The organism is Streptomyces netropsis (assembly GCF_014203545.1).
Classification (GTDB): Bacteria; Actinomycetota; Actinomycetes; order Streptomycetales; family Streptomycetaceae; genus Streptomyces; species Streptomyces netropsis.
Window position 1 is genome coordinate 931,631 of the sequence record NZ_JACHJG010000001.1, and the last position, 26,547, is coordinate 958,177.

Genomic DNA, 26,547 nt, shown 5'->3' on the forward strand with positions numbered 1-26,547 from the left:
TCAGTACTTGGGCCCGATGTGGGCGTCCATGAGGGCGACGGAGTCCTTACGGGCGACGGAGATGTTGAACGGGTCCTTGCCGCGCCGCGTCATCGTCCATTCGACGCCGACGATGTCGAGGGTGTCGGCATAGAGGCAGAGGATGTCCTCGGACTTGTTGGTGAAGAAGTACCGCGGGTACTCGTAGCGCTTGCGCACGCCGCCGACGAGGCGGGTGGTCCAGTTGGTGATCCGGCAGCCGTCGGAGTGGATGAGCCCGCGTATGAACTCCCAGGGGTACTCGTCCACGATGGCTTCCTGCCAGGGTTCGAGGGCGATCAGCCGCTCGTGCTTCTTGCCGGGGCCGTGTTGGGGGAACAGGCACCACAGGTGCTTGGAGTAGATCTTCACGTTGTGGCAGCCCGTTCTGCGGACGCGGCAGACGGAGTTGTTCGGGAGGACCGCGCGCATGGCCTTCTCGCACTCGTCCATGAGGCCTGGCCAGTCGTTGGCGCACGTGATCATCAGACTCGGCACTCTGTGCTCGGAGTACTGGATGATGTGTCCGTCACCCAGGTACAGGCCCAGGAGGTAGGAGTACGCGGACTTGTCGAGCTCGCCATCGCAACGCGGGCACTCGGTGACGTGAGCTCCTGGGCATTCCCCGCGCTTCGCCCGGTCCATGTGTAACCAGTAGCCGACCGTGCCGAGGGGGACGTCCAGGGCGCGGGCGACGTCCGCGTTCTTGGAGCCGTTGCGGAGGAGAGTGAGGGCTTTCTGGCGCACCTCGGAGCCGTGCATCTTCATGCCATCACCCTGCGCCACGAACTGGATGCACAGGGTGAAATGGATGCATCTTCACGAGAAGGTGAAGGTCCACTTTGGATCAGGGTGCCGGGTGCGGGATTCGAACCCGCAAGCCCTTTCAGGCAGAGGTGTTTGAGACCTCCGTGTATACCGTTCCACCAACCCGGCGAGGTGTAGCGCGGATAGCTTACCCTGTGGGGCTCGGCGAAGTCGCGCGGGTAGGCTCATGGGGCACCACCTGTCCTGAGCGAGGAGACCCGTGACCGCCGCCGAGCCCACGCCCGTCGACGACGAGCAGCCGCACACCCCTCCCCACACGACCCGTGTCGTCATCGCCGAGGACGAGGCCCTCATCCGTCTCGATCTCAAAGAGATGCTCGAAGAAGAGGGGTACTCCGTCGTCGGTGAGGCGGGTGACGGCGAGACCGCCGTGGCGCTGGCGCGGGAGCACAAGCCCGACCTGGTCATCCTCGATGTGAAGATGCCCGTCCTCGACGGGATCTCCGCCGCCGAGCGGATCGCCGCCGATTCCATCGCGCCCGTCCTGATGCTCACCGCCTTCTCGCAGCGCGAGCTCGTCGAGCGCGCCCGGGACGCCGGTGCCATGGCCTACCTCGTGAAGCCCTTCAGCAAGAGCGACGTCGTGCCCGCCATCGAGATGGCGGTCTCGCGGTTCACCGAGCTGAAGGCCCTGGAGCAGGAGGTCGCGGACCTCTCCCAGCGGCTGGAGACGCGCAAGCTCGTGGACCGGGCGAAGAGCGTGCTGCAGACGCAGTACGGGCTGACCGAGCCCGCCGCGTTCCGCTGGATCCAGAAGACGTCGATGGACCGTCGGCTGTCGATGCAGCAGGTCGCCGAGGCGGTCATCGAGGACGCCCAGGAGAAGCAGAACAAGCAGGCCGCGCCCAAGGACTCCCAGGAGTAGCAGTCCCGCAGCGCTCGCGAAGGGCCCCGTCCGGCATCGGACGGGGCCCTTCGTATCAGTCCTCGCCCAGATAGGCCTTGCGTACGGACTCGTCGTGCAGCAGGTCGGCCCCCGTGCCCGAGAGGACGATCCTGCCGATCTCCATGACGTGGCCCTGGTCGGCGAGGGAGAGCGCGGCCTGGGCGTTCTGTTCGACGAGCAGGATGGTCGTGCCGGAGGCCTTGAGTTCGGTGATGGTCTGCATGATCTTCTGCATCATGATCGGGGAGAGGCCCATGGAGGGCTCGTCGAGCATGAGCAGCTTGGGGCGGGACATCAGGGCGCGGCCCATGGCGAGCATTTGTTGTTCGCCGCCGGAGAGGGTTCCGGCGGCTTGTTTGGCCCGTTCGCCGAGGATGGGGAAGAGCTCGTAGGTGCGCTGGATGTCGTGGGTGATGGCGGCGGTGTCCTTGCGGAGGAACGCTCCGAGCTGGAGGTTCTCGGCGATGGTGAGCCGGGGGAAGATGTGGCGGCCTTCGGGGGAGTGGGCGAGGCCGCGGGCGACGATCTGGTGGGCGGGGACTCCGGTGAGGGGGGTGCCGTCGAAGCGGATGGTGCCGGCGAGGGGTTTGAGGAGTCCGGAGAGGGTGCGCAGGGTGGTGGTTTTTCCGGCGCCGTTGGTGCCGATGAGGGTGACGACCTGGCCGGCTTCGACGGTGAAGGAGATGCCTTTGACGGCTTCGATCTTGCCGTAGGCGACGCGGAGGTCGTCGACTTCGAGGAGGGGGGTCACGGGGTGTCCTCCGTGAGGTCGGCGCGGGCGTCGGCTTGGGCTTCGGCGGCTTCGACTTCGGCGAGTTCCTCTTGGCCGGGTGCGCCTTCGAAGGGGGTGCCGAGGTAGGCGGCGATGACGCGTTCGTCGGCCTGGACGGCGTCGGAGGTGCCTTCGGTGAGTTTTTCGCCTTGGACGAGGACGGCAACGCGGTCGCAGAGGTTGAAGATGAAGCGCATGTCGTGCTCGATGACGAGGACGGCGATGCCTTGGTCGCGGATGGCGCGGACGAGGGCTTCGGTGGCGCGGGTTTCCTGGGGGTTCATGCCGGCGGTGGGTTCGTCGAGGAGGAGGAGGCCGGGGTCGCTGGCGAGGGCGCGGGCGATTTCGAGCTTGCGTTGTTCGCCGTAGGGGAGGTTGCGGGAGAGGTGGTCGGCTTTGTCGGCGAGGCCGGTGAAGTCGAGGAGTTCCATGGCGCGTCGGGTGGATTCGCGTTCGGCTTTTTTGAAGCCGGGGCCGCGGAGGAGGGCGGAGAAGAGGCCTTCTTTGGTGCGGGTGTGGCGGCCGACGAGGACGTTTTCGAGGACGGTCATGTTGGCGAAGAGGCGGATGTTCTGGAAGGTGCGGGCGATGCCGGCTTGGGTGACGAGGTGGGGTTTGGGGGGGAGGACGGTGTCGCGGTAGGTGACGGTGCCTTCGGTCGGGGTGTAGAGGCCGGTGAGGCAGTTGAAGAAGGTGGTTTTGCCGGCGCCGTTGGGGCCGATGAGTCCGACGATTTCGCGGGGGTGGACGGCGAGGTCGACGGATCGTACGGCGGTGAGTCCGCCGAAGCGCATGGTGACGCCGGTGGCGTGGAGGACGGGGTGGGTGCCGTCGGGGGCCGGGGTTGTCGTCGGGCTGGTCGTCATGCCGGTCACGCCTCCGCCTTGGTGACGCCGACTGCCCCTTCGGGGAGGCGTGGTTCGGGTACGGCGAGTTGGTCGGTCTCGTGGAATTCGAGCTGTTTCCGGCGGTCGGCGACCATGCCTTCGGGGCGGAAGCGCATGAGGAGGACGAGTGCGAGGCCGAAGAGCAGGAGTTGGTAGTCCTGCATGAATTCCATTTTGTTCGGGATGAGGTAGAGGAGTGCGGCGCCGATGACGGGGCCGCTGATGGTGCCCATGCCGCCGAGGATGACGGCGGCGAGGAGGAAGGCGGAGTTGGGGGGTACGGTCCCGGCGAATTGGTAGCTGTCGGGGGTGGTCGTGGTGATGACGTGGGCCTGGACGGTGCCGGCGAGTCCGGCGAGTGCGGCGCCGAGGGCGAAGGCGAGGAGTTTGAGCCGGAAGGCGTTGATGCCCATGGCGGTGGCGGCGGTTTCGTCTTCGCGGATGGCGACCCAGGCGCGGCCGATGCGGGATTCGGCGGCGCGGCGGAAGACGAGGACGACGACGGCGGTGGCGAGCAGCATCAGCAGGTAGTAGTTGCCGAAGCGGCCGATGGGGACGCCGAGGATGTCGTGGGTTTTGCCGAATTTGAAGCCGAGGATTTCGAGGTCGGGGATGTTGGGGATGCCCATGGAGCCGTTGGTGACGTCGGGGCCGGTGGTGCCGTTGAGGTTGAGCATGGTGATGCGGAAGATCTCGCCGAAGCCGAGGGTGACGATGGCGAGGTAGTCGCCGCGCAGGCGGAGGGTGGGGGCGCCGATGAGGACGCCGAAGACGAGGGAGGCGCCGATGCCGGTGAGGACGGCTGCCCAGAAGGGGAAGTGGACGCCGAGGGCGGATTCGGGGGAGCCGGAGACGAGGGCGGCCGCGTAGGCGCCGACGCCGAGGAAGGCGACGTATCCGAGGTCGAGGAGGCCGGCGAGGCCGACGACGACGTTGAGGCCGAGGGCGACGGTGGCGAAGATCAGGATGCTGGCGGCGAGGTTGGTGTAGGTGTCGTTGGTCTGGGTGAGGGGGAAGCAGGCGGCGGCGGTGAAGGCGGCGGCGAGTGCGATGTTGCGGTGTTTGGCGGTGAGGTGGCTGAGGCGGGTGGTGAGTCCGGCGCGGCCGAGGGCGGCGATGGTGAAGCAGGCGAGGATGAGGTAGCCGACGAAGAGTTCGCCGTATTCGGTGTCGATGCCGTAGGTGAAGGCGTAGAGGCCGGTGGCGAAGGCGGCGGCGATGATGAGGATTTCGGCCCAGGTGGGGAGTTCCTTGGGGCGGGGTGGTCGGTTTGTGGTGAGGGTGTGGCGGAAGCGGTTCCAGAGGGTGGGGGGTGTGGTGCCGCCGTGGTCGTCGTAGGGGCGGTCTGCGGGGAGGGCGAGGGCGCCGGCGAGGGTGAGGAGGGTGGCGAGCGCGGCGATGTGTCCGCCGGGTTCGAGGTTGGCGAGGCCGCCGAGTTGGTTGCTGATGGCGCCGAGGGTGTACCAGGTGGTGGCGAGGGTGCCGAGGGCGAGGAGGAGGGTGGGGGCGGTGGTTCCGGCGGGGGTGAGCCAGCGGAGGCCGCGGGGGCGGTAGGTGGTGAGGGCGTGGAGGAGGGTGAGGATGCCGCCGGTGAGGGTGATGGTCTGGAGTCCGCCGGGGTAGCCGGTGACGGTGAGGTTGCCGGGGAAGGCGGTGGTCCAGGTCCAGGCGAGGAAGGTGGAGAGGATGGTGAGTGCGGCGCCGGTGATGGTGGTGATGCGGGCGATGTTGGTGGGGAGGGGTATGAGTGAAGTGGCGTCCCGTGAAGGGGAGTCGGGGGTGGTGTTCTTGGCGGTCATGGGTATCACGCCCGATCCGCGACGCGTTCGCCGAGCAGGCCTTGGGGCCGTAGCAGCAGGACGAGGATGAGGAGGACGAAGGCCCAGACGTCCTTCCAGGAGCCGCCGCCGAACTGGGTCATGCCGGGGATCTCCTCGATGTAGCCGGTGGCGAGGGCTTCGGCGACGCCGAGGACGACTCCGCCGAGCATGGCGCCGTAGATGTTGCCGATGCCGCCGAGGACGGCCGCGGTGAAGGCTTTGAGGCCGGTGATGAAGCCCATGCGGAAGTCGATCTGGCCGTATTTGAGGCCGTGGGCGACGGCGGCGATCGCGGCGAAGGTCGCGCCGATGGCGAAGGCGATCACGATGATGCGGTCGGTGTTGATGCCCATGAGTTTGGCGGTGTCGGGGTCCTGTGCGGTGGCCTGCATGCCGCGGCCGGTGCGGGTCTTGGCGACGAACAGGCCGAGGGCGGTCATGCACAGGGGGGCGGCGACGAGGAGGAAGATCTCGCCGCGTTGGACGGTGGCGCCGAGGATGTCGATGGCGTCGCCTTGGAACTGGGGGAAGACGCGGGCCTTCTTGGCGTCGGGGTACCACTTCCAGATGGCTTGCTGGAGGGCGATGGACAGGCCGATCGCGGTGATGAGGGGGGCCAGCCGGGGGGCGCCGCGCAGGGGTCGGTAGGCGAAGCGTTCGGCGGCGACGGCGATGGCGGTGGAGGCGACGATACCGCCGATGATCATGAGGGGGAGCGCCAGCAGCAGGCCGGTGCCGTCGGGGAGGACGAGGTAGGCGGTCAGTGCGCCGAAGCCGCCGACCATGAAGATCTCGCCGTGGGCGAAGTTGATGAGCTGGACGATGCCGTAGACCATCGTGTAGCCGATCGCGATGAGTCCGTACATCGCGCCGAGGATGAGTCCGTTGGCCAGCTGTTGCGGCAGTTCGTGCACCGCCGGGCCTCCGTGGTGGGAGAAGGGGTACTGGGCCGGTCGACTCGGGCCGTGCGGGGTGCGGGTGGTGTCGTCGTCCCGCACGGCCCGGGCTGTCGATGGGTGGTGCCGGGTGGGGCGGGATCAGCCCTTGTACTCCGCGCTGTGGCGGGATTTCCAGGTGGTTCCGTCGACCTGGTAGGCGGTGATCATGGTGTTGGTGGTGTCGCCGTACTTGTCGAAGGAGACGGGGCCGGAGACGCCGTCGAACTTGACCTTGTTGAGGGCTTCCACGACCTTGGCGCGGGCGTCGGTGGGCAGCTTGCCGTCGTTGTCGGTGACGGTGGCCTTGACGGCTTGGATGATGGCCCAGGCGGCGTCGTAGGCGGTGCCGCCGTAGGCCTCGTAGGCGTCCTTGTAGCCGGCGGCCTTGTAGTCGGCGATGAACTTCTTGGCGGAGTCGAGTTGTTCGACGGGCTTGCCGACGGAGGTGGCGTAGTCGCGGTCGGCCTTCTTGTTGAGGTTGATGTAGTGGGGGCTGTAGAGGGCGTCGCCGCCGAGGGTGGGTGCCTTGACGCCGCCGTCCTTGAGTTGCTGGCTCAGCGGGGCGGCGGCGGGGTATTCGCCGCCGTAGAAGACGAGGTCGGGGTTGGTGCTCTTGGCCTTGGAGACGATGGCCTTGAAGTCGCGGTCCTCGGGGTTGACGTGTTCGGTGCCGACGACTTTTCCGCCGAGGGAGGTGAATTTGGCGGCGAAGGCGGCGGCGAGGCCGACGCCGTAGGTCTTCTGGTCGTCGATGACGTAGACCGTCTTGGCTTTGATCTTTTCGTAGGCGTACTGGCCGCCGAAGGCGCCTTGGACCTCGTCGGTGGTCGAGGTGCGGAAGTAGGTGGTGAATTGGCGCTTGCGGTTGTTCTGCTTCCAGTCCTTGCCCTGGGTGAGGTCGGGGGTGGTGTTGGCCGGGGATATGAGGGCCATGTTGTTGGCCTGGGCGACCTGTTGCATGGACTGGGCGACGCTGGAGTTGAGCGGTCCGACGGTGGCCACGACGTTCTTGTCGCCGGTGAGTTTGGTGGCGTTCTGCTGACCGGAGGTGGGTTGGCCCTGGTCGTCGAGGGCCTTCATCTCGAAGGTGACGCCGGGGACTTCCTTGGCCTTGTTGGCGTTCTTGATGGCGAGTTCGGTGGAGTTCTTTATGCCTTGGCCGAGTGGGGAGAGGTCGCCGGTCAGTGGGGCGTCCACGCCGATCACCACGGTGGTGTTCTTGCTTCCGCCGGCGTCGCCCCCTTTGTCGTCGCGTGATCCGCAGGCGCTGAGGGTGAGGGCCCCGGTGGTGATCGCGGTGGTGAGGATGAGCAAGGAACGGTGTCGCACGGTGCTTCCTTTCCCTGGCGAGGCCCCCTCTGCTGAGGTGCCGTTCGCGTGCCGGGCGGCGTGGTGGAGGCGTGCCTGATGTGCGAAACCGCCCGGCGGGGTGGTAACTGGCCGTGACTCTAGGGGTGGGCGGCGATCTGGGGCAGAGGTGCTGGCCATGATGTGACTGTCTTGTTATGACGAAGGTCACTCAAGGGTGTCCGTGTAGCGGAATTGACCGGATGATTGGGGTGTATCGGGTGATAACCGTTGTCCGGATATCGTGAAGGTGCAGTTCCGCTAAGGAGTCGGCGATGCTTCGGCGGCCGATGCGGGAGGGGCGGGCGGCTGCGCGCGCGAAAGATCGTCGGCGGGCGGACCGGGCGGAGTGGATCTACGGACCACGCGGTGCGGGGATGTCACGCACCGTTACGGATCGCGGGGCCGGCCGTGTCGTGCGCACCCCCGCTGCGCGGTGGTGTCCTCAATCGCCGGACGGGCTTGGATGGGGCTGGGCTCAGCCAGTCCCAGCCCGCTGGGGGCACCTCCCGGCGGTAGCTGGGGGAGATTGAGGACACGCCCGCAGGGCGTTCGCCGCCGTAGGCCAAGACGGCCCGAAGCCGCATATCCGCGATCAGGCGTCGGGCTCGGGTCTCACCGCTGGCATCGGCCTTCGACTAGGCCTTCGCGTCAGCCACGCTGTCCTGGTCGCGGATGAGGCAGGTGAGGCGGGCGGTGCACACCCGCTTGTCCTGGTCGTCGGTGATGACGATCTCGTAGGTGGCGGTGGAGCGGCCGCGGTGGACGGGGGTGGCCACGCCCGTCACCATGCCGGAGCGCGCCCCGCGGTGGTGGGTGCAGTTGAGGTCCACGCCGACGGCGAACCGGCCCGGGCCGCCGTGCAGCATGGCGCCGACCGAGCCGAGGGTCTCGGCGAGCACGGCGGAGGCACCGCCGTGCAGCAGCCCGTACGGCTGGGTGTTGCCCTCGACGGGCATGGTGCCGACGATGCGCTCGGGGGCGGCCTCGACGACGGTGACGCTCATGCGCTCGCCGAGGTGCCCGGCGGAGAACAGGGCGGCCAGGTCGAGGCCGCTGCCGGCCCACTCTTCCAGGATCTCCTGCGGGAACGTGGTCGTGCTCTGCTCGCCCATGCGTCGCGGCTCCGATCGTCCTTGGTGGTCACGGTGTGCACCACGTGTTCAGATGAACCGTCCTACCAGGTCGTCCGGTCCGTGCTCAGGCCGGGTCCGCCTGTTCGAGCCTGACGACCAGGGACTTGCTGGCGGGGGTGTTGCTGGTGTCGGCGGTGTGGTCCAGCGGGACCAGGACGTTCGTCTCCGGGTAGTAGGCGGCGGCGCAGCCGGGGGCGGTGGGGTAGTGGACGACCCGGAAGCCGGGTGCCCGCCGCTCGGTGCCGTCGGTCCACTCGCTGACCAGGTCGGCGTAGGTGCCGTCGGCGAGGCCCAGGGCGTGGGCGTCGTCGGGGTGCACGAGGACGACGCGGCGGCCGTTCTTGATGCCGCGGTAGCGGTCGTCGAGGCCGTAGATGGTGGTGTTGTACTGGTCGTGGGAGCGGAGGGTCTGCAACAGCAGTCGTCCCTCGGGGGCCTTGGGGTATTCGACGGGGGCGGCGGTGAAGTTGGCCTTGCCGGTCGCGGTGGGGAAGCGGCGTTCGTCGCGGGGGGCGTGGGGCAGGGTGAAGCCGCCGGGGCGGGCGACGCGGGCGTTGAAGTCCTCGAAGCCGGGGACGACGCGGCTGACGCGGTCGCGGATCGTCCCGTAGTCCTTCTCGAACTCCTCCCACGGGGTGGTGCTCGCCGTGCCCAGGACGCGCCGGGCGAGGCGGCACACGATGGCGGGCTCGGAGAGCAGCTGGGGGCTCGCGGGTTCCAGGCGTCCGCGGGAGGCGTGGACCATGCCCATGGAGTCCTCGACGGTGACGAATTGGTCGCCGCCGCTCTGCCGGTCGCGCTCGGTGCGGCCGAGGGTGGGGAGGATCAGGGCGCGGGCGCCGGTGATGACGTGGGACCGGTTGAGCTTGGTCGACACGTGGACGGTCAGCCGGGCGCGGCGCATGGCGGCCTCGGTGACGTCGGTGTCGGGGGAGGCGGCGACGAAGTTGCCGCCCATGGCGAAGAAGACCTTCGCGTCGCCGTCGCGCAGGGCGCGGATGGCGCGGACGACGTCGAGGCCGTGTTCGCGGGGCGGGGCGAAGCCGAATTCCTTCTCGAGGGCGTCGAGGAAGGCGGCGGAGGGGCGTTCGAAGATGCCCATGGTGCGGTCGCCCTGGACGTTGCTGTGGCCGCGTACGGGGCAGACGCCGGCGCCGGGGCGGCCGATGTCGCCGCGCAGGAGGAGGAGGTTGACGACTTCCTTGATGGTGGGGACGGCGTGCTTGTGCTGGGTGAGGCCCATGGCCCAGCACACGACGGTGCGCCGGGAGGCGAGGACCATGCGGAGCGCTTCTTCGATCTCCTCGCGGCGCAGTCCGGTGGCGCGCAGGGTCTCGTCCCAGTCGGCGGCGCGGGCGGTGCGCTCGTACTCCTCGAAGCCGTGGGTGTGTTCGCGGACGAAGTCGGTGTCGACGGCGCCTTCGGTTTCGAGGACGAGGCGGCCGAGGGTGCGGAAGAGGGCCTGGTCGCCGCCGAGGCGGATCTGGAGGAAGAGGTCGGTGAGGGGGGTGCCGCCGCCGGCGAGGCCGCGGGCGTTCTGCGGGTTCTTGAAGCGCTCCATGCCGGCTTCGGGCAGCGGGTTGACCGTGATGATCTTCGTGCCGCCGGCTTTGGCCTTCTCCAGGGCGCTGAGCATGCGGGGGTGGTTGGTGCCGGGGTTCTGTCCGGCGACGATGATCAGGTCGGCCTGGTAGAGGTCTTCGAGGAGGACGCTGCCCTTGCCGACGCCGATGGTGTCGGTGAGGGCGGAGCCGGAGGACTCGTGGCACATGTTGGAGCAGTCCGGCAGGTTGTTGGTGCCGAACTCGCGGGCGAAGAGCTGGTAGAGGAAGGCTGCTTCGTTGCTGGTGCGCCCTGAGGTGTAGAAGAGGGCCTCGTCGGGGGAGGTGAGGGCGTGGAGTTCTTCGGCGATGAGGTCGAAGGCGCGCTCCCAGGTCACCGGCTCGTAGGTCTCGGCGCCCTCGGCGAGGTACATGGGGTGGGTGAGCCGGCCCTGCTGGCCGAGCCAGTAGCCGCTGCGGGTGGCGAGGTCGGCCACGGGGTGGGCGGCGAAGAAGTCGGGGGTGACGCGGCGCAGGGTCGCTTCCTCGGCGACGGCCTTCGCGCCGTTCTCGCAGAATTCGGCGGCGTGGCGCTTGTCCGGCTCGGGCCAGGCGCAGCCGGGGCAGTCGAAGCCGTCCTTCTGGTTGACCTTGAGGAGGGTGAGCGCGGTGCGTCGCACGCCCATCTGTTTCTGCGCGATGCGCAGGGTGTGGGCGATCGCGGGCAGCCCGGCGGCGGCGTGCTGCGGGGCGGCGACGTCGGGTGCGTCCTGGACGGGATCGCCCGTGGGCGGCTTGCCTGCCATCTCGCTCCCCCTTGAGCGGGTCGGTGTGTACGTGGAGTCGTACGGGGTCGATCCTGTCACGGCCCGGTGACGGCCGGGTCGCCGAGGCGGTGGGCCGGGTGCCGGGGGTCGGCGTGTGGCCGGGATTGTCAGTGGGCCGTGGCAGGATCGGGGGCGTGGCAGCAAAGGCATCGAAGACGAACGAGACGACCGGCACCGAGGCAGTGGAGGGAGGCCGTCCGCGTCTGCTCCTGATGGACGGGCACTCCATGGCGTATCGCGCGTTCTTCGCGCTGCCGGCGGAGAATTTCACGACGTCCGGCGGTCAGCCGACGAACGCGGTGTACGGCTTCGCGTCGATGCTGGCCAATACGTTGCGTGACGAGCGGCCGACGCATTTCGCGGTGGCGTTCGACGTGTCGCGCAAGACGTGGCGGTCGGAGGAGTTCCCGGAGTACAAGGCGACGCGTTCGAAGACGCCGGACGAGTTCAAGGGGCAGGTCGATCTGATCGGCGAGCTGCTGGACACGATGTCCGTGCGGCGGTTCGCGGTGGACGGCTTCGAGGCCGACGACGTCATCGCCACGCTGGCCACCGAGGCCGAGGCCGAGGGTTTCGACGTCTTGATCGTCACCGGTGACCGTGACTCCTTCCAGCTGGTCAGCGATCGGGTCACGGTGCTGTATCCGACGAAGGGCGTCTCGGAGCTGACGCGTTTCACCCCGGAGAAGGTCGAGGAGAAGTACGGCCTGTCCCCGCAGCAGTATCCGGACTTCGCCGCGCTGCGCGGTGACCCGTCGGACAATCTGCCGGGCATCCCGGGTGTGGGGGAGAAGACCGCCACCAAGTGGATCACCCAGTTCGGGTCGTTCGCCGAGCTGGTGGAGCGGGTCGACGAGGTCAAGGGCAAGGCCGGGCAGAACCTCCGTGATCATCTGGAGGCCGTCAAGCTCAACCGCCGGCTCACCGAGATGGTGCGGGACGTGGAGCTGTCGACCCGTCCGGAGGACCTGTCCCGTGAGCCGTACGACCGGCTGGCGATGACGACGTTCCTGGAGCGGCTGGAGATCCGTAACCAGGGTCTGCGGGACCGGCTGCTGGCGGCGGACCCGGGTGCGGAGCAGGCCGAGGAGGCCGCTCCGGCCGCCGGGGCCGAGGTGGACGGCGTGGTGCTGGGCGCGGGTGAGCTGGCGCCGTGGCTGGCCGAGCACGGTGGTGCCCCGCTGGGTCTGGCCATGGTCGACAGCTGGTCGCAGGGCAGTGGCCGGGTCGCCGAGATCGCCCTGGCGACGGGTGACGGTCCCGCGGCCTGGTTCGACCCGTCGCAGGTGGACGAGGCCGACGAGCGGGCGTTCGCCGCGTGGAGCGCGGACGCCGCCCGGCCCAAGGTGATGCATGACGCGAAGGCCGCCATGCGGGTCTTCGCGGAGCACGGCTGGTCGGTCGCGGGCGTCTCGATGGACACCGCGCTGGCCGCCTATCTGGTCAAGCCCGGGCGTCGTTCGTTCGCCCTGGACGCGCTGTCGGTGGAGTATCTGGGCCGCGAGCTGGCCACGGCCGCCGCGGGCGACGGCCAGCTGGCCTTCGGTGCCGACGAGCAGGCGGAGGCCGACGCCCTCATGGGCCGGGCCCGTACGGTCCTCGATCTCGGTGAGGCCTTCACGGGCCGGCTGAAGGACGTGGGCGCGGCGGAGCTGCTCACGGATGTGGAGCTGCCGACGAGCGCGATGCTGGCCCGGTTGGAGCGGGCGGGTATCGCCGCGGACCGGGGCTGGCTGGAGCGGATGGAGCAGCAGTTCGCGGCCGCCGTGCAGCAGGCCGTGCAGGAGGCGCACGCGGCGGCGGGCCGCGAGTTCAACCTCGGCTCGCCCAAGCAGCTCCAGGAGGTGCTGTTCGGCGAGCTGGGTCTGCCGAAGACGAAGAAGACCAAGACCGGGTACACGACGGACGCGGACGCGCTGGCCTGGCTCGCGGCGCAGACGGAGAACGAACTCCCGGTGATCATGCTGCGGCACCGGGAGCAGTCGAAGCTGCGGTCCACGGTGGAGGGCCTGATCAAGGCCATCGCCGTCGACGGGCGCATTCACACCACGTTCAACCAGACGGTGGCGGCGACGGGCCGGCTGTCCTCCACCGACCCCAATCTGCAGAACATCCCGGTGCGCACGGACGAGGGCCGGGCCATCCGCCGGGGCTTCGTCGTGGGCGAGGGCTTCCAGTCGCTGATGACGGCCGACTACAGCCAGATCGAGCTGCGGGTCATGGCCCATCTGTCCGAGGACGCGGGTCTGATCGAGGCGTTCGCGTCCGGTGAGGACCTGCACACCACGGTCGCCTCCCAGGTCTTCGGCGTCGCGAAGTCCGAGGTCGACCCCGAGATGCGCCGCAAGATCAAGGCCATGTCGTACGGCCTGGCGTACGGGCTGTCGGCGTTCGGTCTGTCGCAGCAGCTGAACATCGCGCCGGACGAGGCGCGCAGGCTGATGGACACGTTCTTCGAGCGGTTCGGCGGGGTGCGCGACTATCTCCAGCGGGTCGTCGAGGAGGCCCGTGCCACGGGCTACACCGAGACGATGCTGGGCCGTCGCCGCTATCTCCCGGATCTCAACAGCGACAACCGTCAGCGTCGTGAGATGGCCGAGCGGATGGCGCTGAACGCCCCGATCCAGGGGACGGCCGCCGACATCGTGAAGATCGCGATGCTGCGGGTGGCCGAGGCGCTGGAGGCCGAGAAGCTCACGTCGCGGATGCTGCTCCAGGTGCACGACGAAATCGTGCTGGAGATCGCGCCGGGTGAGCGTGAGCGGGTGGAGGAGCTGGTCCGCCGCGAGATGGCGGGGGCCGTCGAGCTGCGTGCGGCGCTGGATGTGTCGGTCGGTGTCGGCGGGGACTGGGAGTCCGCCGCGCACTGACGCGCCTTCCGTCGGCGTGCGTTCACCGCCCCCTCACCGCAGTGCGGTGCGGGGGCGGTGGTGCGTCGGCCGCCCGGGGGTGCCGGCCGGGGGGAGTTCCCTCGCGGCACGTGTTCTCATCTCCGCCCGGCGTTGCTACGGTGCCCGCACCCCCGTCCCCTGACGCACCATCAGCTTCCGGGAGGCCGAGCATGCGCGCACTGGCCGCCGCGGCCGTCGGACTGACCGCCGCCCTCGCGCTCGTCTTCACCCTCACCGCCGTCGGCCCGCCCGACGGCGAGACCTCGCCGAAGCCCCTGCTGAGCTCCCCTCCCGCGCACCCCTAGCGGGAGGCCCCGCCATGCGCCGTAAAGCGAGCCTGGTCCTCCTCGCCCTCGCCGTCTTCTTCGCCGCCCTGTCGCCGCTGCTGCGCTGGTACGCCTTTCCCCGGCTGGCGAAGGTCCCCGCCGGCCGCTACCAGGCGGTCGTCACGGAGGCGAAGGACGCCACCCTCGTCGACTACGCCACCCTCGAACCCAAGAAGGTCCCCAAGGTCACCGTGATCCAGACCCTCAAGGGCAACGTGGAGCAGGCCAGGAAGGTCAAGAAGGAGACCGGCCGCGACGCCGTCGTCTGGGACACCCTCACCTACATCGCGGGGCCCGACGGAAAGATGGTCTCCCGGATCCCCGAGCGCTACGTCTTCGACGGTCACACCCAGCAGCCCGTGCACGCGGGCGGCGAACACGTCGACGGCACCCCCGTGCGCCGCGAGGGCATCGCCTACAAGTGGCCCTTCCTCGTGGAGAAGCGCGACTACCGGTACTTCGACATGCAGACCCGCACCTCCGCGCCCATCCACTACAAGGGCACCCGCACCTTCCGCGGCCTGGAGGTCTACTACTTCGAGCAGACCGTCCCCTGGACCAAGGTCCCGCTGCCCCGGACGCTGCCGCTCGGCATCAGCCCCGACACGGTCCGGCAGCTCGGCCTGGAGAACTGGTACACCACCAAGCGCATGTTCTGGGTCGAACCCACCACGGGCGCCCCCGTCAACGCCGAGGAGTTCCACCACACGCAGATGCGCTGGACCGGCCACCCGGAGAAGAAACCGATCACCGCCTTCGCCGGCCATGTGAAGATGCGCCCGGACTACGCCGACGACACGGTGGCGCTCGTGAAGTCCCAGCGGCAGCTGGTCCTGCTGCTCACCACGTATCTCCCCTGGGGTTTCCCGGCCCTCGCCGCCGTCCTGCTGGCCCTGTCCGTCGCCCTCGAAGCCCGCTCACGCCGTCCCGCCCCGGGCGGTACTCGAAATCCGGGGCGAGATCGTCGTGCGTTTGCCGGGGAACGGGCACAGGATGGAGGGAAACCCGAAGCGCCGGGCCCCTGGCAGGGGCACGCCGACCAAGGAGGCTCACCGTGAAGGAGAGTCCAGAGGAGCAGTCCACCGCATCCAGGCCCCGGCAGCTCTACACCGGGGGAGAGCGGCCGTTCGACCCCGAGGACCTGGTCATGGCATCCGGCCGGGACGTCACGCCGGAGCGGGTCGAGGCCGCCAAGCGCCTCATGGAGGAACAGGGCTCCGCCGCCATCGAGAGGTACCTGCCCTGACCGCCCTCCCCCAGGGATCCCCGGCCGGCGCCGCCCGTCGGCCGTCACCCTCCGGCCCGCGCCTACGCGCCCGACCGACGAGCGTTGGTCCGGCGCGTGGGCGCGGCCGTGGACGGGTCCTCCGGCCACGGATGCCGGGGGTAACGGCCCCGCAGCTCAGCCCGTACGGACCGGTAACCGTCCTGCCAGAAGGACGCGAGATCCGCCGTGACGGCCGCCGGGCGACCGGCCGGCGACAGCAGGTGCACGAGGAGGGGGACGCGCCCGCCGGCCAGCCGCGGCGTCTCCTGCCAGCCGAAGAGCTCCTGGAGCTTGACCGCCAGTACGGGCTGCTCGCCCCCGTAATCCACCCGCACGCGTGACCCGCTCGGCACCTCGATCCGCTCGGGGGCCAGCTCGTCCAGGCGGGCGGCGTCGCCGGTCGCCCACGGAAGAAGCCGTTCCAGTGCCGTTCCGGCGTTCAGCCGCTCCAGATCGGCCCGTCTGCGGGCCCGGCTCAGATCCCAGCCGAGCCATTCGTCCGCGCTCTCCAGCAGGGCCGCGTCCGACACGTCCGGCCACGGTGCGCCCACCGCGCCGTGCAGGAACGCCAGCCGCTGCCGGAGGACGACCGCCTCGGGCGTCCAGCGCAGCAGACCCAGCCCCTCGCGCCTGAGCCCTTCCCGCAGGGCCGCTGCGACGCGCTCCGGGTCCGGGGACGACAGCGGACGCTCGGCCAGCTCCAGCGCCCCCAGCCGTTCGACCCGACGCGCCACCACGTCACGCCGCTCCTCGGACCAGAGGATCTCCTCGCCCTGCGCGTGGAGCGCCGCGGCCGCCGCCCGGGCCGTGCCCTCGTCGATCACCGCACCGAGCCGCACCCGTGCCGACGCGGCCGTGACCGGCCGGTCCGCCACGGCCACCGCGAGCCAGCGCGCGCTGCGCAACCGCGACCCCTCGCCCAGCTCCGCCCCCGTCCCGGACGCCATGAGATAGGCCCCTTCCCCCCGCGCCCGCGCCACCCGCTCCGGAAACGCCAGTGCGGCGATCAGCCCGGCCACCGCGTCGTCGGTGGGGGGAGTGCCCGTGCCAGCGGGGTCCTCGGCGGTGGAGGCCCCGTCCGGCCGGGCGCCTCGGGCCGCGCCTTCCAGCCGTCGGGCCTCCGCGCGCCAGCGGGCGGCGTAGGCGTCGCCGCCGCGCCGAGCCGAGCGCCACGCGGCCGCCAGATCGTCCCCGTACTCCCGCGGCGGCTCCTCGCTCAGCAGCGCGACCACCTCCGCCGCCCGGCGCTCGCCCACGTCGCGGGCCCCGTCCAGCAGGGCCCGTGCCAGCCGCGGGTGCAGGCCCACCCGGGCCATCCGCCGGCCCCGCCGGGTCGGGCGGCCGTCCGCCGAGACCGCGCCCGTGGCCACCAGGACGTCGCGCGCGGCGGCCATCGCACCGGACGGCGGCGGGTCGAGCAGCGCCAGGCCCGACGCGTCCGGGTCGCCCCAGCACGCGACCTGGAGCGCGAAAGCCGTCAGGTCCGCCACGGTGATCTCTGCCGCCGGGAACCTCGGCAGCCGGGCGTCGTCCGCCTCCGCCCAGCAGCGGTACACCGCGCCCGGCGCCTCACGCCCCGCACGGCCCGCGCGCTGCCGGGCGGCCGCCCGGGACGCCCGTACGGTCGTGAGCGCGCTCAGCCCCCGCGCGTGGTCCGTGCGCGGCTCCCGCGCGAGCCCGGCGTCGACCACCACGCGCACGCCCGGCACGGTCAGACTCGATTCCGCGACCGAGGTCGCCAGCACCACCCGGCGGCCCCCCGAACCGCCCGCCAGCACCGCGTCCTGCACGGCGGCCGGAGCCCGGCCGTGGACCTGGAGCACCTCGGCGCCCAGGGCCTCGGCCCCGCCCAGCCGCCCCGCGACCCGCGCGATCTCCCCGACGCCGGGCAGGAAACACAGCACGTCGCCCTCACGCTCGCGCAGCGCCCGCCGCACCACGCCCGCGACGTGCTCCAGCAGGGCGGGATCCACCCGCATCCCGTGCGGCGGCCGGACCTGCCGCTCCGGCGGGGACCACACCACCTCCACCGGATGGGAGACGCCCTGCGCCTCGACGACCGGCGCGCCGCCGAGCAGCCGTGCCCAGCCCTCCGCGTCGGTGGTGGCGGAAGCCGCGACGAGCCGCAGATCCGGCCGGAGGGTGTCGCGCACGTCGAGGAGGAACGCGGCCGAGGTGTCGGCGTCGAGATGGCGTTCGTGGCACTCGTCGAGCACGACCACGTCGACACCGGCCAGCTCGGGATCGCGCTGGAGCCGCTGCAACAGCACGCCCGTCGTGACCACCTCGACCACGGTCCGCGGCCCGACCCGGCGCTCCCCGCGCACGGTGAAGCCGACCCGCCCGCCCGCCGGGCCCCCGGCCCCGCCCCCCGGCACGGTCTCGCCGAGCAGCCACGCCATGCGCCGCGCCGCGGCCCGCGCGGCGATCCGGCGCGGCTCGGCGACCAGGACCCGCCGCACGGGCGCGTCCGCGCCCGGCACGTCGTGGTCGGTGAGCCCGGCGAGCCCGGCCAGCACCAGCGGTACCAGCGTCGTCTTGCCCGTCCCCGGCGGTGCGCACAGCACGGCCACGCCGTGCTCGTCCAGCGCCCGGGTCAGCGCGGGCAGCACGGTCCGTACGGGGAGGCGGTCGAGGGCTTCGGTCCGGATCACACGGCCCAGTCTCGCCCAGCGGCACGCGCGGCCGGACCCGGGGCTTGCCCGTCCCGCTCGCGGAGCGGCCGCGCCCCGGTGCTTCCCGGCTCCGGCCAGGCCTTGTCCGGTGGATCTTCGCGGGCTCTCGGGCGCCCGGCACGCGAGCCCGCCGCGTTGTCCGGAAGTCGCCCGGGTGCGCCCGGTGCGAGGGCGGTCCTCCGCCTTGCGATCGCAACCGCCGGACCCCGATCCACGAAGATCAGCCGGACAGGCCTTGGTCCCGCTCGCAGACGAAGATCGCCGTGCCCGGGATCAGGTTGCCGCGCAGCGGGGACCAGCCGCCCCACTCCTGGTGGTTCCAGGCGGGCCATTCCGGTTCGACCAGGTCGATCAGCCGGAAGCCGCCGGCGACGACGTCCCGTACCCGGTCACCGAGTGTGCGGTGGTGCTCCACATAGACGGCCCGGCCGGTCTCGTCCTGTTCCACATAGGGCGTGCGGTCGAAGTAGGAGGCCGCCACCGACAGGCCCTCGGGGCCCGGCTCGTCCGGGAACGCCCAGCGGATGGGGTGCGTGACGGAGAAGACCCACCGGCCGCCGGGGCGCAGCACCCGCCGCACCTCCCGCATCACCCGCACCGGGTCGGCGACGAAGGGCACCGCGCCGTAGGCCGAGCACGCGAGGTCGAAGGAGCCGTCGGCGAAGGGCAGCGCGCCCGCGTCCGCCTCCACCAGGGGTACGTCCCCGCCGATGCGCAGGGCGTGCTGGAGCTGGCGGTGGGAGAGGTCGAGGGCCACCGGGCGCGCGCCCTGGGCGGCCAGCCAGCGCGAGCACTGCGCCGCGCCCGCGCCGATCTCCAGGACGTCGAGCCCCTTGAGGTCGGCCGCCGGGCCCAGCAGCGCCGCCTCGGCCTCGTCGAGGCCCTCCGGGCCCCAGACGAAGCGGTCGTCCCCGAGGAAGCCGCCGTGCTCGCTCTGGTACTCGTCCGCGTTGCGGTCCCACCAGCCACGGCTGGCCCGGCTGCTCTCCGCCTCGTCGCTGTTCCGCCGTGTCGCTTCCGGCTCGTACTCGTGGATCATTTCGACCGTGGCGCCCTTGGCAGTAGTCTCTTCGTCTTCACCCGAGCGGGAGCTACGGGCTGCGGCGGGGCCTTCGTGGCCTCGCGACACATGAGTTGTGCCGGTTATGGGGTGTTTCATCCCGGGTGTGCGCCTTCGCGCATTGACCCTGTCCGGCTGCCCCCGTATGCTACAAGTTGCGCTGCGGGCCTGCGCGCCTCAGACCTAGCAGGCCGCGCTCGCACTTGTTGTATGTCCCCTCGGTTGTCGAGGAGCTCCCGGTGTCTTCGGATTCGTCCGAAGCCCCCGGAAACGAGCCCCTCCAAGGCTGTCCGGCTTCGGCGGTGCGATACGGGCTCTCGGCGTAGCAGTACCTACGACTCACTGTCCGTACCGGAGCCCTTTCCCACATGACGAGCAGCACCGAGACCACCGCCACCACTCCGCAGGTTGCGGTCAACGACATCGGTAACGAGGAAGCCTTCCTCGCCGCGATCGACGAGACGATCAAGTACTTCAACGACGGCGACATCGTCGACGGCGTCATCGTGAAGGTCGACCGGGACGAGGTCCTGCTCGACATCGGTTACAAGACCGAAGGCGTCATCCCTTCCCGCGAGCTTTCGATCAAGCACGACGTCGACCCGAACGAGGTCGTCAAGGTCGGCGACGAGATCGAGGCCCTGGTTCTCCAGAAGGAGGACAAGGAAGGTCGTCTCATCCTGTCCAAGAAGCGCGCTCAGTACGAGCGTGCCTGGGGCACGATCGAGAAGATCAAGGAAGAGGACGGGATCGTCACCGGTACCGTCATCGAGGTCGTCAAGGGTGGTCTCATCCTCGACATCGGCCTCCGTGGCTTCCTCCCGGCCTCCCTGGTCGAGATGCGCCGCGTCCGCGACCTCCAGCCCTACGTGGGCAAGGAGCTCGAGGCCAAGATCATCGAGCTGGACAAGAACCGCAACAACGTGGTCCTGTCCCGCCGTGCCTGGCTGGAGCAGACCCAGAGCGAGGTCCGTCAGACCTTCCTCACGACCCTGCAGAAGGGCCAGGTCCGCTCCGGCGTCGTTTCCTCGATCGTCAACTTCGGTGCGTTCGTGGACCTCGGCGGCGTCGACGGTCTCGTCCACGTCTCCGAGCTCTCCTGGAAGCACATCGACCACCCGTCCGAGGTTGTCGAGGTCGGCCAGGAAGTCACCGTCGAGGTCCTCGACGTCGACATGGACCGCGAGCGTGTCTCCCTGTCGCTCAAGGCGACGCAGGAAGACCCGTGGCAGCAGTTCGCCCGGACCCACCAGATCGGTCAGGTCGTCCCGGGTAAGGTCACCAAGCTCGTTCCCTTCGGTGCGTTCGTGCGCGTCGACGAGGGCATCGAGGGCCTGGTCCACATCTCCGAGCTGGCCGAGCGCCACGTGGAGATCCCGGAGCAGGTCGTCCAGGTCAACGACGAGATCTTCGTCAAGGTCATCGACATCGACCTCGAGCGTCGTCGCATCAGCCTCTCGCTGAAGCAGGCCAACGAGTCCTTCGGTGCCGACCCGTCCGTGGTCGAGTTCGACCCGACCCTGTACGGCATGGCCGCGTCCTACGACGACCAGGGCAACTACATCTACCCCGAGGGCTTCGACCCCGAGGCCAACGACTGGCTCGAGGGCTACGAGAAGCAGCGCGAGGAGTGGGAGCGCCAGTACGCCGAGGCGCAGCAGCGCTTCGAGCAGCACCAGGCGCAGGTCATCAAGTCCCGCGAGGCCGACGAGCAGGCCGCGGCCGAGGGCGCTGCCGCTCCGGCCGGTGCCTCCTCCTCGACCGGCGGCGGCAACGTCTCCGGCGGTTCGTACTCCTCGGAGTCGGCCGACAACTCCGGCGCCCTGGCGTCGGACGAGGCGCTCGCCGCGCTCCGCGAGAAGCTTGCCGGCGGCCAGAGCTGAGGCTCTGACCGGCAGCAGCTGACAGCTGACTGAAGTAAGGCCCGTTCCCTTAGGGGGGCGGGCCTTACTGCATGTCCGGGGGCACGTGGGGGGCGGGCCTGGAGCATCGTGGGACGACAGCGCGGCCCGCAGCCACCCGCCTGCCACTTCTGATGACTTCTGATGCCCCGTCAACCTCATGAGGCGTCCACAGCCTCATGACGCCCCGTCTCTTCCTCCGAGACACGCGGGCTGACGGGAATGAGCCGGACCTCCACGGACGTTCCCTGATACGGAACATGAGGAGGAACGGTCACTGTGTTGGATCCGCAGGGTTTGTACGAATGGGAGCCCAAGGGGCTCGCCGTGGCCGACCTGGCCCTGGCCCAGGACACGGCCGGTCTGGTCATGCTCTACCACTTCGACGGCTACATCGACGCGGGTGAGACCGGCGAACAGATCGTCGAGCGGCTGCTGGACGGCCTGCCGCACCAGGTCGTGGCCCGCTTCGACCACGACCGGCTCATCGACTACCGCGCGCGCCGCCCCTTGCTCACCTTCGAGCGGGACCACTGGAGCGCCTACGAGACGCCGAAGATCGAGCTGCACCTGGTGCAGGACGCGACGGGCGCTCCCTTCCTGCTGCTGACCGGTCCCGAGCCGGACGTCGAGTGGGAGCGGTTCGCGGCGGCCGTCCGGCAGCTGGTGGAGCGGCTGGGCGTGCGGCTGTCGGTCAACTTCCACGGCATCCCCATGGGCGTCCCGCACACCCGGCCCGTCGGCATCACCCCGCACGGCAACCGCACCGACCTGATGCCCGGTCACCGTGGCTACTTCGACGAGGCCCAGGTGCCCGGCAGCGCCGAGTCGTTCGTCGAGTACCGCCTGGCGGAAGCCGGCCACGACGTCCTCGGCGTCGCCGCCCACGTCCCGCACTACGTCGCCCGCTCGTCCTACCCCGACGCCGCACTGACCGCGCTGGAGGCGGTCACCGCCGCCACGGGCCTGGTCCTGCCGAACGCCGCGCACGCCCTGCGGACCGAGGCCCTGCGCACCCAGGAGGAGATCGAGCGGCAGATCGACGAGGGGGACGAGGAGCTCGTCGCGCTCGTCCGGGGCCTTGAGCACCAGTACGACGCGGTGGCCGGCTCCGAGACGCGCGGCAACCTCGTCGCCGAGCCGGTCGAGCTGCCCTCTGCCGATGAACTGGGCGCGGAATTCGAGCGTTTCCTCGCCGACAGGGAGGGCGACGGCGGCCGTTGACGGTCGGGCCGATAGCGTGGGGCCCATGCTGAAGGTGGGCCTCACGGGCGGTATCGGATCCGGCAAGAGCGAAGTGTCGCGGCTTCTCGCCTCGTACGGGGCGGTGATCGTCGACTCCGACCGCATCGCGCGGGAGGTGGTCGAGCCGGGAACGCCCGGACTGGCCGCCGTCGTCGCCGAGTTCGGCCCCGGCATCGTCACCGCCGACGGCACCCTCGACCGGCCCAAGCTCGGCTCGATCGTCTTCGCCGACACCGGCCGCCGCACGGCCCTCAACGCCATCGTGCACCCCCTCGTCCGCGCCCGCTCCGCCGAGATCGAAGCGGCGGCGGCCCCGGACGCCGTCGTCGTCCACGACGTCCCCCTCCTCGCCGAGAACGGCCTCGCCCCCCTCTTCGACCTGGTCGTCGTCATCGACGCGACGGAGGAAACCCGCCTCGACCGCCTCGTCCGGCTGCGCGGCATGACCCCCGACGAGGCCCGCGCCCGGATGGCCGCCCAGGCGACCCGCGAGGAGCGGCTGGCGGTCGCCGATCTCGTCATCGACAACGACGGCCCGCTCGAAGCACTGCAATCGCAGGTCGCGAAGGCCTGGACGGACCTGCTCGCCCGGTCGGCGCACCACGCCGAATAGGCGTCGCCGCCGTGACGGCTCCCTACCGCCGCTTCGGCTCCCGCACGGGGTCGTACGGCGGGACGTTCCGGCCCGGCTGATAGTGCGGCCCCTGGCGCATGTGCCGTACCACCATGATCAAATCGGTGGCGGTCACCGCGATCAGCACCGCGCAGGCGATCGCCCATCCGGGCTGCCCGGCCGCCGCGAAGAGCACGGTCCCCGCCACGGCCCAGACCAGCCCCCACAGGGCCAGCCCGCAACGCAACCGCAGCGGACTCCGCGCGGTCATCGGTTCGCTGCCCGTACGCATGGCACCCATCTCCCACTCCCCAGGATCCACCCGGCGCGAGCGATACGGAACGGTCGGCGGGCCGGCGCCCGAGGCCGCCACCCTCGCCGCCGGAAGGGCGCCCCGGCCCCGGCGCAAGCGGCGGGGGACCGGACGCCCCAGGTGGTCTCTCAGCCGGCGGATACGGGACCGGGCCGGGCCCGGGCGTTCGCGGACCGGGCCGCCGGCGCCGACCCACCGCGGGCCGCCGCCGTTCGGCGAGGGCCGCCGACCGGCCGTGGCCCGGTGATGTCAGAGCCTCTCCGTAGACTCGGTCCTTGTCGTTGCGAGTGCCGCGGAAGTCCGGCGATCACACGATCAGGGCAGCGGTGAGTCGCACGAGACGGGCGAGGTGATGGGCGGGTGGCACAGCGACTGCCCTCGCGGGCGGACCACGGTCCGGCCGAGCCCGGGGACCCGCGGACCGAGCCGCTGGCCCGCTGCGCCGCGGTTCTGCTGCCCGCCGACCCGCCGAGGGCCACCACGGTCGCCTTCTGGCGGCCGGACGGCGGCCCCCTGCCGGCGACGAGCACGGCCGACGCAGCGGACCTGACGGCCGCCGAGCTGACCGTCGTGCGCCCCCACGGACGCGGTGTCCGGCGGCACACCGTGCCCGCCGTCGTGCTGCCACTGGAGCAGGCCCTGCCGCTCCTCGCCCGGGCCCGGCACGACCCGAACGCCCACCCGGCGACCGCGTGCTGGGGAGCTGCTGTGCTGCACGCGATGCGCCTCGTCGCGCGGGGACGCTTCCTGCCGGGACTCACCCCGGCCGGGCACGACGCCTGGCGGGCCGGCCCGCTGGACGCCGACGACCTCACACACGTCCGGGCGATCGCCGCCGCCATGCCGCCCGAGGCCCACGCGGTGCCCGTGCCGGGCTCCAGCCCGCTTCGGCTGCCCGCCCCGGAGGGGCTCGTGCGGGAGCTGCTCGACGCCGTCGCCGACCGTCTGCCGCGCACGCCCGCCGCCGTCCACGCGGCCGGAGCCCTCTACGCGGCGCCGGGCCGCCCGTCCCGCCCGCCCGGCTCACCGGCCCTGAGCTCCTGGTGCGCCGAGGCCACGGCCGGTGCGGACACGGGGGTGCGGATCTCGTTGCGCCTGGACCTGGGAGCCCACGACCTCTACGACGAGGAGGGTGGTCACGCGACGCTCCTCGTGCAGGTCCACAGCCTGGTCGACCCGGCCCTGCTCACCGATGCGGCCGAGCTGTGGGCGGGGCGGGCGGGGGAGCACTTCGGGGCGCGCAGCCGCATCGACACGGTCCTCGCCCTGCGGCGCGCGGCCCGCCTCTGGCCGCCGCTCGCCAGGTTGCTCGACCGGCCCGTGCCCGACGTCCTGGCCCTCGCCGAGGACGAGCTGTACGAGCTGCTGGGGCCCGTCGCGCGGCGCCTGTCCGCCGCGGGGGTCGCCGTGCACTGGCCCCGGGAGCTCGCCCGTGGGCTGACCGCCACGGCGGTCGTCCGGATGGCACCGGGCACCGCGTCCGACGAGCCCGCCTTCTTCGACACCGCGCGGGCACTGGAGTTCGGCTGGCAGCTCGCGCTGGGCGGGTCACCGCTCACCGAGCGGGAGATGGACGCCCTCGCGGAAGCGCACCGGCCCGTGGTGCGCCTGCGCGACCAATGGGTGCTGGTGGATCCCGCGCTCGTCCGCAAGGCGCGCGCACGCCGCCTCGGCCGGCTCGACGCCGCCGAGGCCCTGTCCGTGGCCCTCACCGGCACCGCCGACATCGACGGTGAGCGTACCGAGGTCGTACCGACGGGAGCGCTCGCCGCCCTCCGCGACCGGATCACCGGCCAGGCCCGGCCGGTGGGCCCGCCGCCCGGGCTGCACGCGACGCTGCGCGACTACCAGCTGCGCGGACTGGCCTGGCTGGACCTGATGACCTCGCTCGGCCTGGGCGGCTGCCTCGCCGACGACATGGGCCTCGGGAAGACCGTCACGCTCATCGCCCTGCACCTGCACCGCGCGTCGCGGACGGCGGGCCCCATGCCCCCGACCCTGGTGATCTGCCCGGCCTCCCTCCTCGGCAACTGGCAGCGCGAGATCGAACACTTCGCGCCCGGCGTCCCCGTCCACCGCTTCCACGGCACCGGCCGGGCCCTGGACGCGATGACGAGCGGCTTCGTCCTCACCACCTACGGCACGATGCGCGCCAGCGCCGACCTGCTCGCCGAGCACCCGTGGGGCCTGGTCGTGGCGGACGAGGCCCAGCACGTCAAGAACCCGTACTCCCGGGCCGCCGTCGCCCTGCGGACCATCCCCGCGCCCGCCCGTGTCGCCCTCACCGGCACCCCCGTGGAGAACAACCTCTCCGAGCTGTGGGCGCTCCTGGACTGGACCACCCCCGGCCTGCTCGGCTCCCTGAAGAACTTCCGCGCCCGCCACGCCCGAGCCATCGAGAGCGAGGACCAGGGCGAGCGGGCGGAGGCGGTGGAGCGCCTCGGCCGTCTCGTACGGCCCTTCCTGCTGCGCCGCAGGAAGTCGGACCCCGGCATCGCCCCGGAGCTGCCGCCGAAGACGGAGACCGACCACCCGGTCCCGCTGTCGCGCGAACAGGCCGCGCTCTACGAGGCGGTCGTGCGGGAGACCCTCGCGCACATCGAGGAGGCCGCGGGGATGGCGCGCCGCGGCCTGGTGATGAAGCTGCTCACGGACCTCAAGCAGATCTGCAATCACCCCGCCCAGTACCTGAAGGAGGACGCCGCCCGGCTGACGGGGCGTTCGGGCAAGCTGGAGCTCCTCGACGAGCTGCTGGACACGATCCTCTCCGAGGGCGGTTCGGTCCTGGTCTTCACCCAGTACGTCTCGATGGCCCGGCTGCTCTCCGCGCACCTCGCGGCACGCGGCGTGCCGTCCCGGCTGCTCCACGGCGGCACGCCGGTGGCACGGCGCCAAGAGCTGGTGGACGAGTTCCAGTCCGGTGGGGTGCCGGTGTTCCTGCTGTCGCTGAAGGCGGCCGGCACGGGCCTGAACCTCACGCGGGCGGGCCATGTCGTGCACTACGACCGCTGGTGGAACCCGGCGGTCGAGGAGCAGGCCACCGACCGCGCCTACCGCATCGGGCAGACGCAGCCGGTCCAGGTGCACCGCCTCATCGCCGAGGGCACGGTCGAGGACCGGATCGCCGACATGCTGGAGAGCAAACGCGCACTGGCCGACGCGGTGCTGAGCGGCGGCGAAGCCGCGCTGACCGAGCTCAGCGACGCCGAGCTCGCCGACCTGGTCGCCTTGCGGAGGCCGGCATGAGGAGACCGGA

The 26,547-nt window shown here is 71.0% G+C and carries 20 protein-coding genes and 1 tRNA gene; 9 read left to right on the plus strand and 12 right to left on the minus strand.

The features are described from left to right. Together FHS38_RS04210 and FHS38_RS04215 are read right to left on the minus strand one after the other, a co-directional pair. Entirely contained in the window at window positions 1–786 is a 786-nt protein-coding gene (locus tag FHS38_RS04210) for an RNA polymerase sigma factor sigma-70 region 4 domain-containing protein (protein ID WP_184730711.1), read from the minus strand. A gap of 85 nt (window positions 787–871) precedes the next feature. Then, window positions 872–954 (minus strand) — tRNA-Leu (locus FHS38_RS04215). 91 nt (window positions 955–1,045) lie between these two features. Between FHS38_RS04215 and FHS38_RS04220 the strand changes: the two genes are divergently transcribed. Continuing rightward, window positions 1,046–1,711, plus strand: coding sequence for an ANTAR domain-containing response regulator (locus FHS38_RS04220; RefSeq protein ID WP_184730713.1), 666 nt, complete (start codon window positions 1,046–1,048; stop codon window positions 1,709–1,711). A gap of 55 nt (window positions 1,712–1,766) precedes the next feature. Here FHS38_RS04220 and FHS38_RS04225 read toward each other — a convergent pair whose 3' ends face one another. The 7 genes from FHS38_RS04225 to FHS38_RS04255 form a co-directional block, all read right to left on the minus strand. After that, the gene (locus FHS38_RS04225; RefSeq protein WP_184730714.1) at window positions 1,767–2,483 is read right to left on the minus strand and encodes an ABC transporter ATP-binding protein; all 717 of its coding nucleotides are present in this window, start codon (window positions 2,481–2,483) and stop codon (window positions 1,767–1,769) included. Next, the gene (locus FHS38_RS04230) at window positions 2,480–3,370 is read right to left on the minus strand and encodes an ABC transporter ATP-binding protein (protein WP_184731148.1); all 891 of its coding nucleotides are present in this window, start codon (window positions 3,368–3,370) and stop codon (window positions 2,480–2,482) included. The genes FHS38_RS04225 and FHS38_RS04230 overlap by 4 nt, the downstream gene beginning before the upstream one ends. Window positions 3,371–3,375: 5 nt before the next feature. Then, window positions 3,376–5,190, minus strand: a complete 1,815-nt coding sequence (locus tag FHS38_RS04235; RefSeq protein ID WP_184731153.1) for a branched-chain amino acid ABC transporter permease — start codon at window positions 5,188–5,190, stop codon at window positions 3,376–3,378. 5 nt (window positions 5,191–5,195) lie between these two features. Continuing rightward, window positions 5,196–6,125, minus strand: a complete 930-nt coding sequence (locus FHS38_RS04240; RefSeq protein ID WP_184731151.1) for a branched-chain amino acid ABC transporter permease — start codon at window positions 6,123–6,125, stop codon at window positions 5,196–5,198. A gap of 123 nt (window positions 6,126–6,248) precedes the next feature. After that, complete coding sequence (locus FHS38_RS04245) at window positions 6,249–7,463, minus strand: branched-chain amino acid ABC transporter substrate-binding protein (RefSeq protein WP_184731155.1); 1,215 nt, start codon at window positions 7,461–7,463, stop codon at window positions 6,249–6,251. 671 nt (window positions 7,464–8,134) lie between these two features. Continuing rightward, complete coding sequence (locus FHS38_RS04250) at window positions 8,135–8,611, minus strand: PaaI family thioesterase (protein ID WP_184730716.1); 477 nt, start codon at window positions 8,609–8,611, stop codon at window positions 8,135–8,137. 85 nt (window positions 8,612–8,696) lie between these two features. Then, window positions 8,697–10,979, minus strand: coding sequence for an FdhF/YdeP family oxidoreductase (locus FHS38_RS04255; RefSeq protein WP_184730718.1), 2,283 nt, complete (start codon window positions 10,977–10,979; stop codon window positions 8,697–8,699). Between the two features lie 233 nt (window positions 10,980–11,212). Here FHS38_RS04255 and polA point away from each other — a divergent pair, with 233 nt between their 5' ends. The 4 genes from polA to FHS38_RS04275 all read left to right on the plus strand — a co-directional run bounded on the left by polA (window position 11,213) and on the right by FHS38_RS04275 (window position 15,463). Beyond that, a complete protein-coding gene (gene polA, locus FHS38_RS04260) occupies window positions 11,213–13,870 on the plus strand; it encodes a DNA polymerase I (RefSeq protein ID WP_184731157.1) in 2,658 nt (885 codons plus the stop codon). 191 nt (window positions 13,871–14,061) lie between these two features. Next, window positions 14,062–14,196 carry an SPW_0924 family protein gene (locus FHS38_RS04265; RefSeq protein WP_184730720.1) on the plus strand — a complete coding sequence of 45 codons (135 nt, stop codon included), beginning with the start codon at window positions 14,062–14,064 and terminating at the stop codon, window positions 14,194–14,196. Window positions 14,197–14,210: 14 nt separating this feature from the next. After that, the gene (gene pgfA, locus FHS38_RS04270) at window positions 14,211–15,275 is read left to right on the plus strand and encodes a cell envelope lipid trafficking protein PgfA (protein WP_184730722.1); all 1,065 of its coding nucleotides are present in this window, start codon (window positions 14,211–14,213) and stop codon (window positions 15,273–15,275) included. Then, window positions 15,272–15,463: a hypothetical protein gene (locus FHS38_RS04275; RefSeq protein WP_184730724.1), complete on the plus strand. Its 192-nt coding sequence runs from the start codon at window positions 15,272–15,274 to the stop codon at window positions 15,461–15,463. Before pgfA ends, FHS38_RS04275 begins: the two co-directional genes overlap by 4 nt. Before the next feature lie 62 nt (window positions 15,464–15,525). Here FHS38_RS04275 and hrpB read toward each other — a convergent pair whose 3' ends face one another. After that, complete coding sequence (hrpB, locus tag FHS38_RS04280; protein ID WP_184730726.1) at window positions 15,526–18,138, minus strand: ATP-dependent helicase HrpB; 2,613 nt, start codon at window positions 18,136–18,138, stop codon at window positions 15,526–15,528. Between the two features lie 241 nt (window positions 18,139–18,379). Continuing rightward, complete coding sequence (locus tag FHS38_RS04285) at window positions 18,380–19,198, minus strand: class I SAM-dependent methyltransferase (RefSeq protein ID WP_184730728.1); 819 nt, start codon at window positions 19,196–19,198, stop codon at window positions 18,380–18,382. Between the two features lie 389 nt (window positions 19,199–19,587). Between FHS38_RS04285 and rpsA the strand changes: the two genes are divergently transcribed. The 3 genes from rpsA to coaE all read left to right on the plus strand — a co-directional run bounded on the left by rpsA (window position 19,588) and on the right by coaE (window position 22,978). Next, a complete protein-coding gene (rpsA, locus tag FHS38_RS04290) occupies window positions 19,588–21,102 on the plus strand; it encodes a 30S ribosomal protein S1 (protein ID WP_130877236.1) in 1,515 nt (504 codons plus the stop codon). 297 nt (window positions 21,103–21,399) lie between these two features. Beyond that, on the plus strand, window positions 21,400–22,344 hold the full coding sequence (locus tag FHS38_RS04295) for a PAC2 family protein (protein ID WP_184730730.1): 945 nt from the start codon (window positions 21,400–21,402) through the stop codon (window positions 22,342–22,344). Between the two features lie 25 nt (window positions 22,345–22,369). After that, entirely contained in the window at window positions 22,370–22,978 is a 609-nt protein-coding gene (coaE, locus tag FHS38_RS04300) for a dephospho-CoA kinase (protein WP_184730732.1), read from the plus strand. Window positions 22,979–23,000: 22 nt separating this feature from the next. Here coaE and FHS38_RS04305 read toward each other — a convergent pair whose 3' ends face one another. After that, the gene (locus FHS38_RS04305) at window positions 23,001–23,270 is read right to left on the minus strand and encodes a DUF6343 family protein (RefSeq protein WP_184731159.1); all 270 of its coding nucleotides are present in this window, start codon (window positions 23,268–23,270) and stop codon (window positions 23,001–23,003) included. 381 nt (window positions 23,271–23,651) lie between these two features. Between FHS38_RS04305 and FHS38_RS04310 the strand changes: the two genes are divergently transcribed. After that, window positions 23,652–26,537: an SCO1167/SCO6262 family helicase gene (locus FHS38_RS04310; RefSeq protein WP_373301744.1), complete on the plus strand. Its 2,886-nt coding sequence runs from the start codon at window positions 23,652–23,654 to the stop codon at window positions 26,535–26,537. The last annotated feature ends 10 nt before the right edge of the window (window positions 26,538–26,547 follow it).

Coding starts and splice junctions, on each gene's coding strand:
- FHS38_RS04210 (WP_184730711.1), bottom strand. CDS start 786: ATGAAGATGCACGGCTCCGAGGTGCGCCAGAAAGCCCTCACTCTCCTC.
- FHS38_RS04230 (WP_184731148.1), bottom strand. CDS start 3,370: ATGACGACCAGCCCGACGACAACCCCGGCCCCCGACGGCACCCACCCC.
- FHS38_RS04235 (WP_184731153.1), bottom strand. CDS start 5,190: ATGACCGCCAAGAACACCACCCCCGACTCCCCTTCACGGGACGCCACT.
- FHS38_RS04250 (WP_184730716.1), bottom strand. CDS start 8,611: ATGGGCGAGCAGAGCACGACCACGTTCCCGCAGGAGATCCTGGAAGAG.
- FHS38_RS04255 (WP_184730718.1), bottom strand. CDS start 10,979: ATGGCAGGCAAGCCGCCCACGGGCGATCCCGTCCAGGACGCACCCGAC.
- polA (WP_184731157.1), top strand. CDS start 11,213: ATGGACGGGCACTCCATGGCGTATCGCGCGTTCTTCGCGCTGCCGGCG.
- FHS38_RS04265 (WP_184730720.1), top strand. CDS start 14,062: ATGCGCGCACTGGCCGCCGCGGCCGTCGGACTGACCGCCGCCCTCGCG.
- pgfA (WP_184730722.1), top strand. CDS start 14,211: ATGCGCCGTAAAGCGAGCCTGGTCCTCCTCGCCCTCGCCGTCTTCTTC.
- FHS38_RS04285 (WP_184730728.1), bottom strand. CDS start 19,198: ATGATCCACGAGTACGAGCCGGAAGCGACACGGCGGAACAGCGACGAG.
- rpsA (WP_130877236.1), top strand. CDS start 19,588: ATGACGAGCAGCACCGAGACCACCGCCACCACTCCGCAGGTTGCGGTC.
- coaE (WP_184730732.1), top strand. CDS start 22,370: ATGCTGAAGGTGGGCCTCACGGGCGGTATCGGATCCGGCAAGAGCGAA.
- FHS38_RS04305 (WP_184731159.1), bottom strand. CDS start 23,270: ATGCGTACGGGCAGCGAACCGATGACCGCGCGGAGTCCGCTGCGGTTG.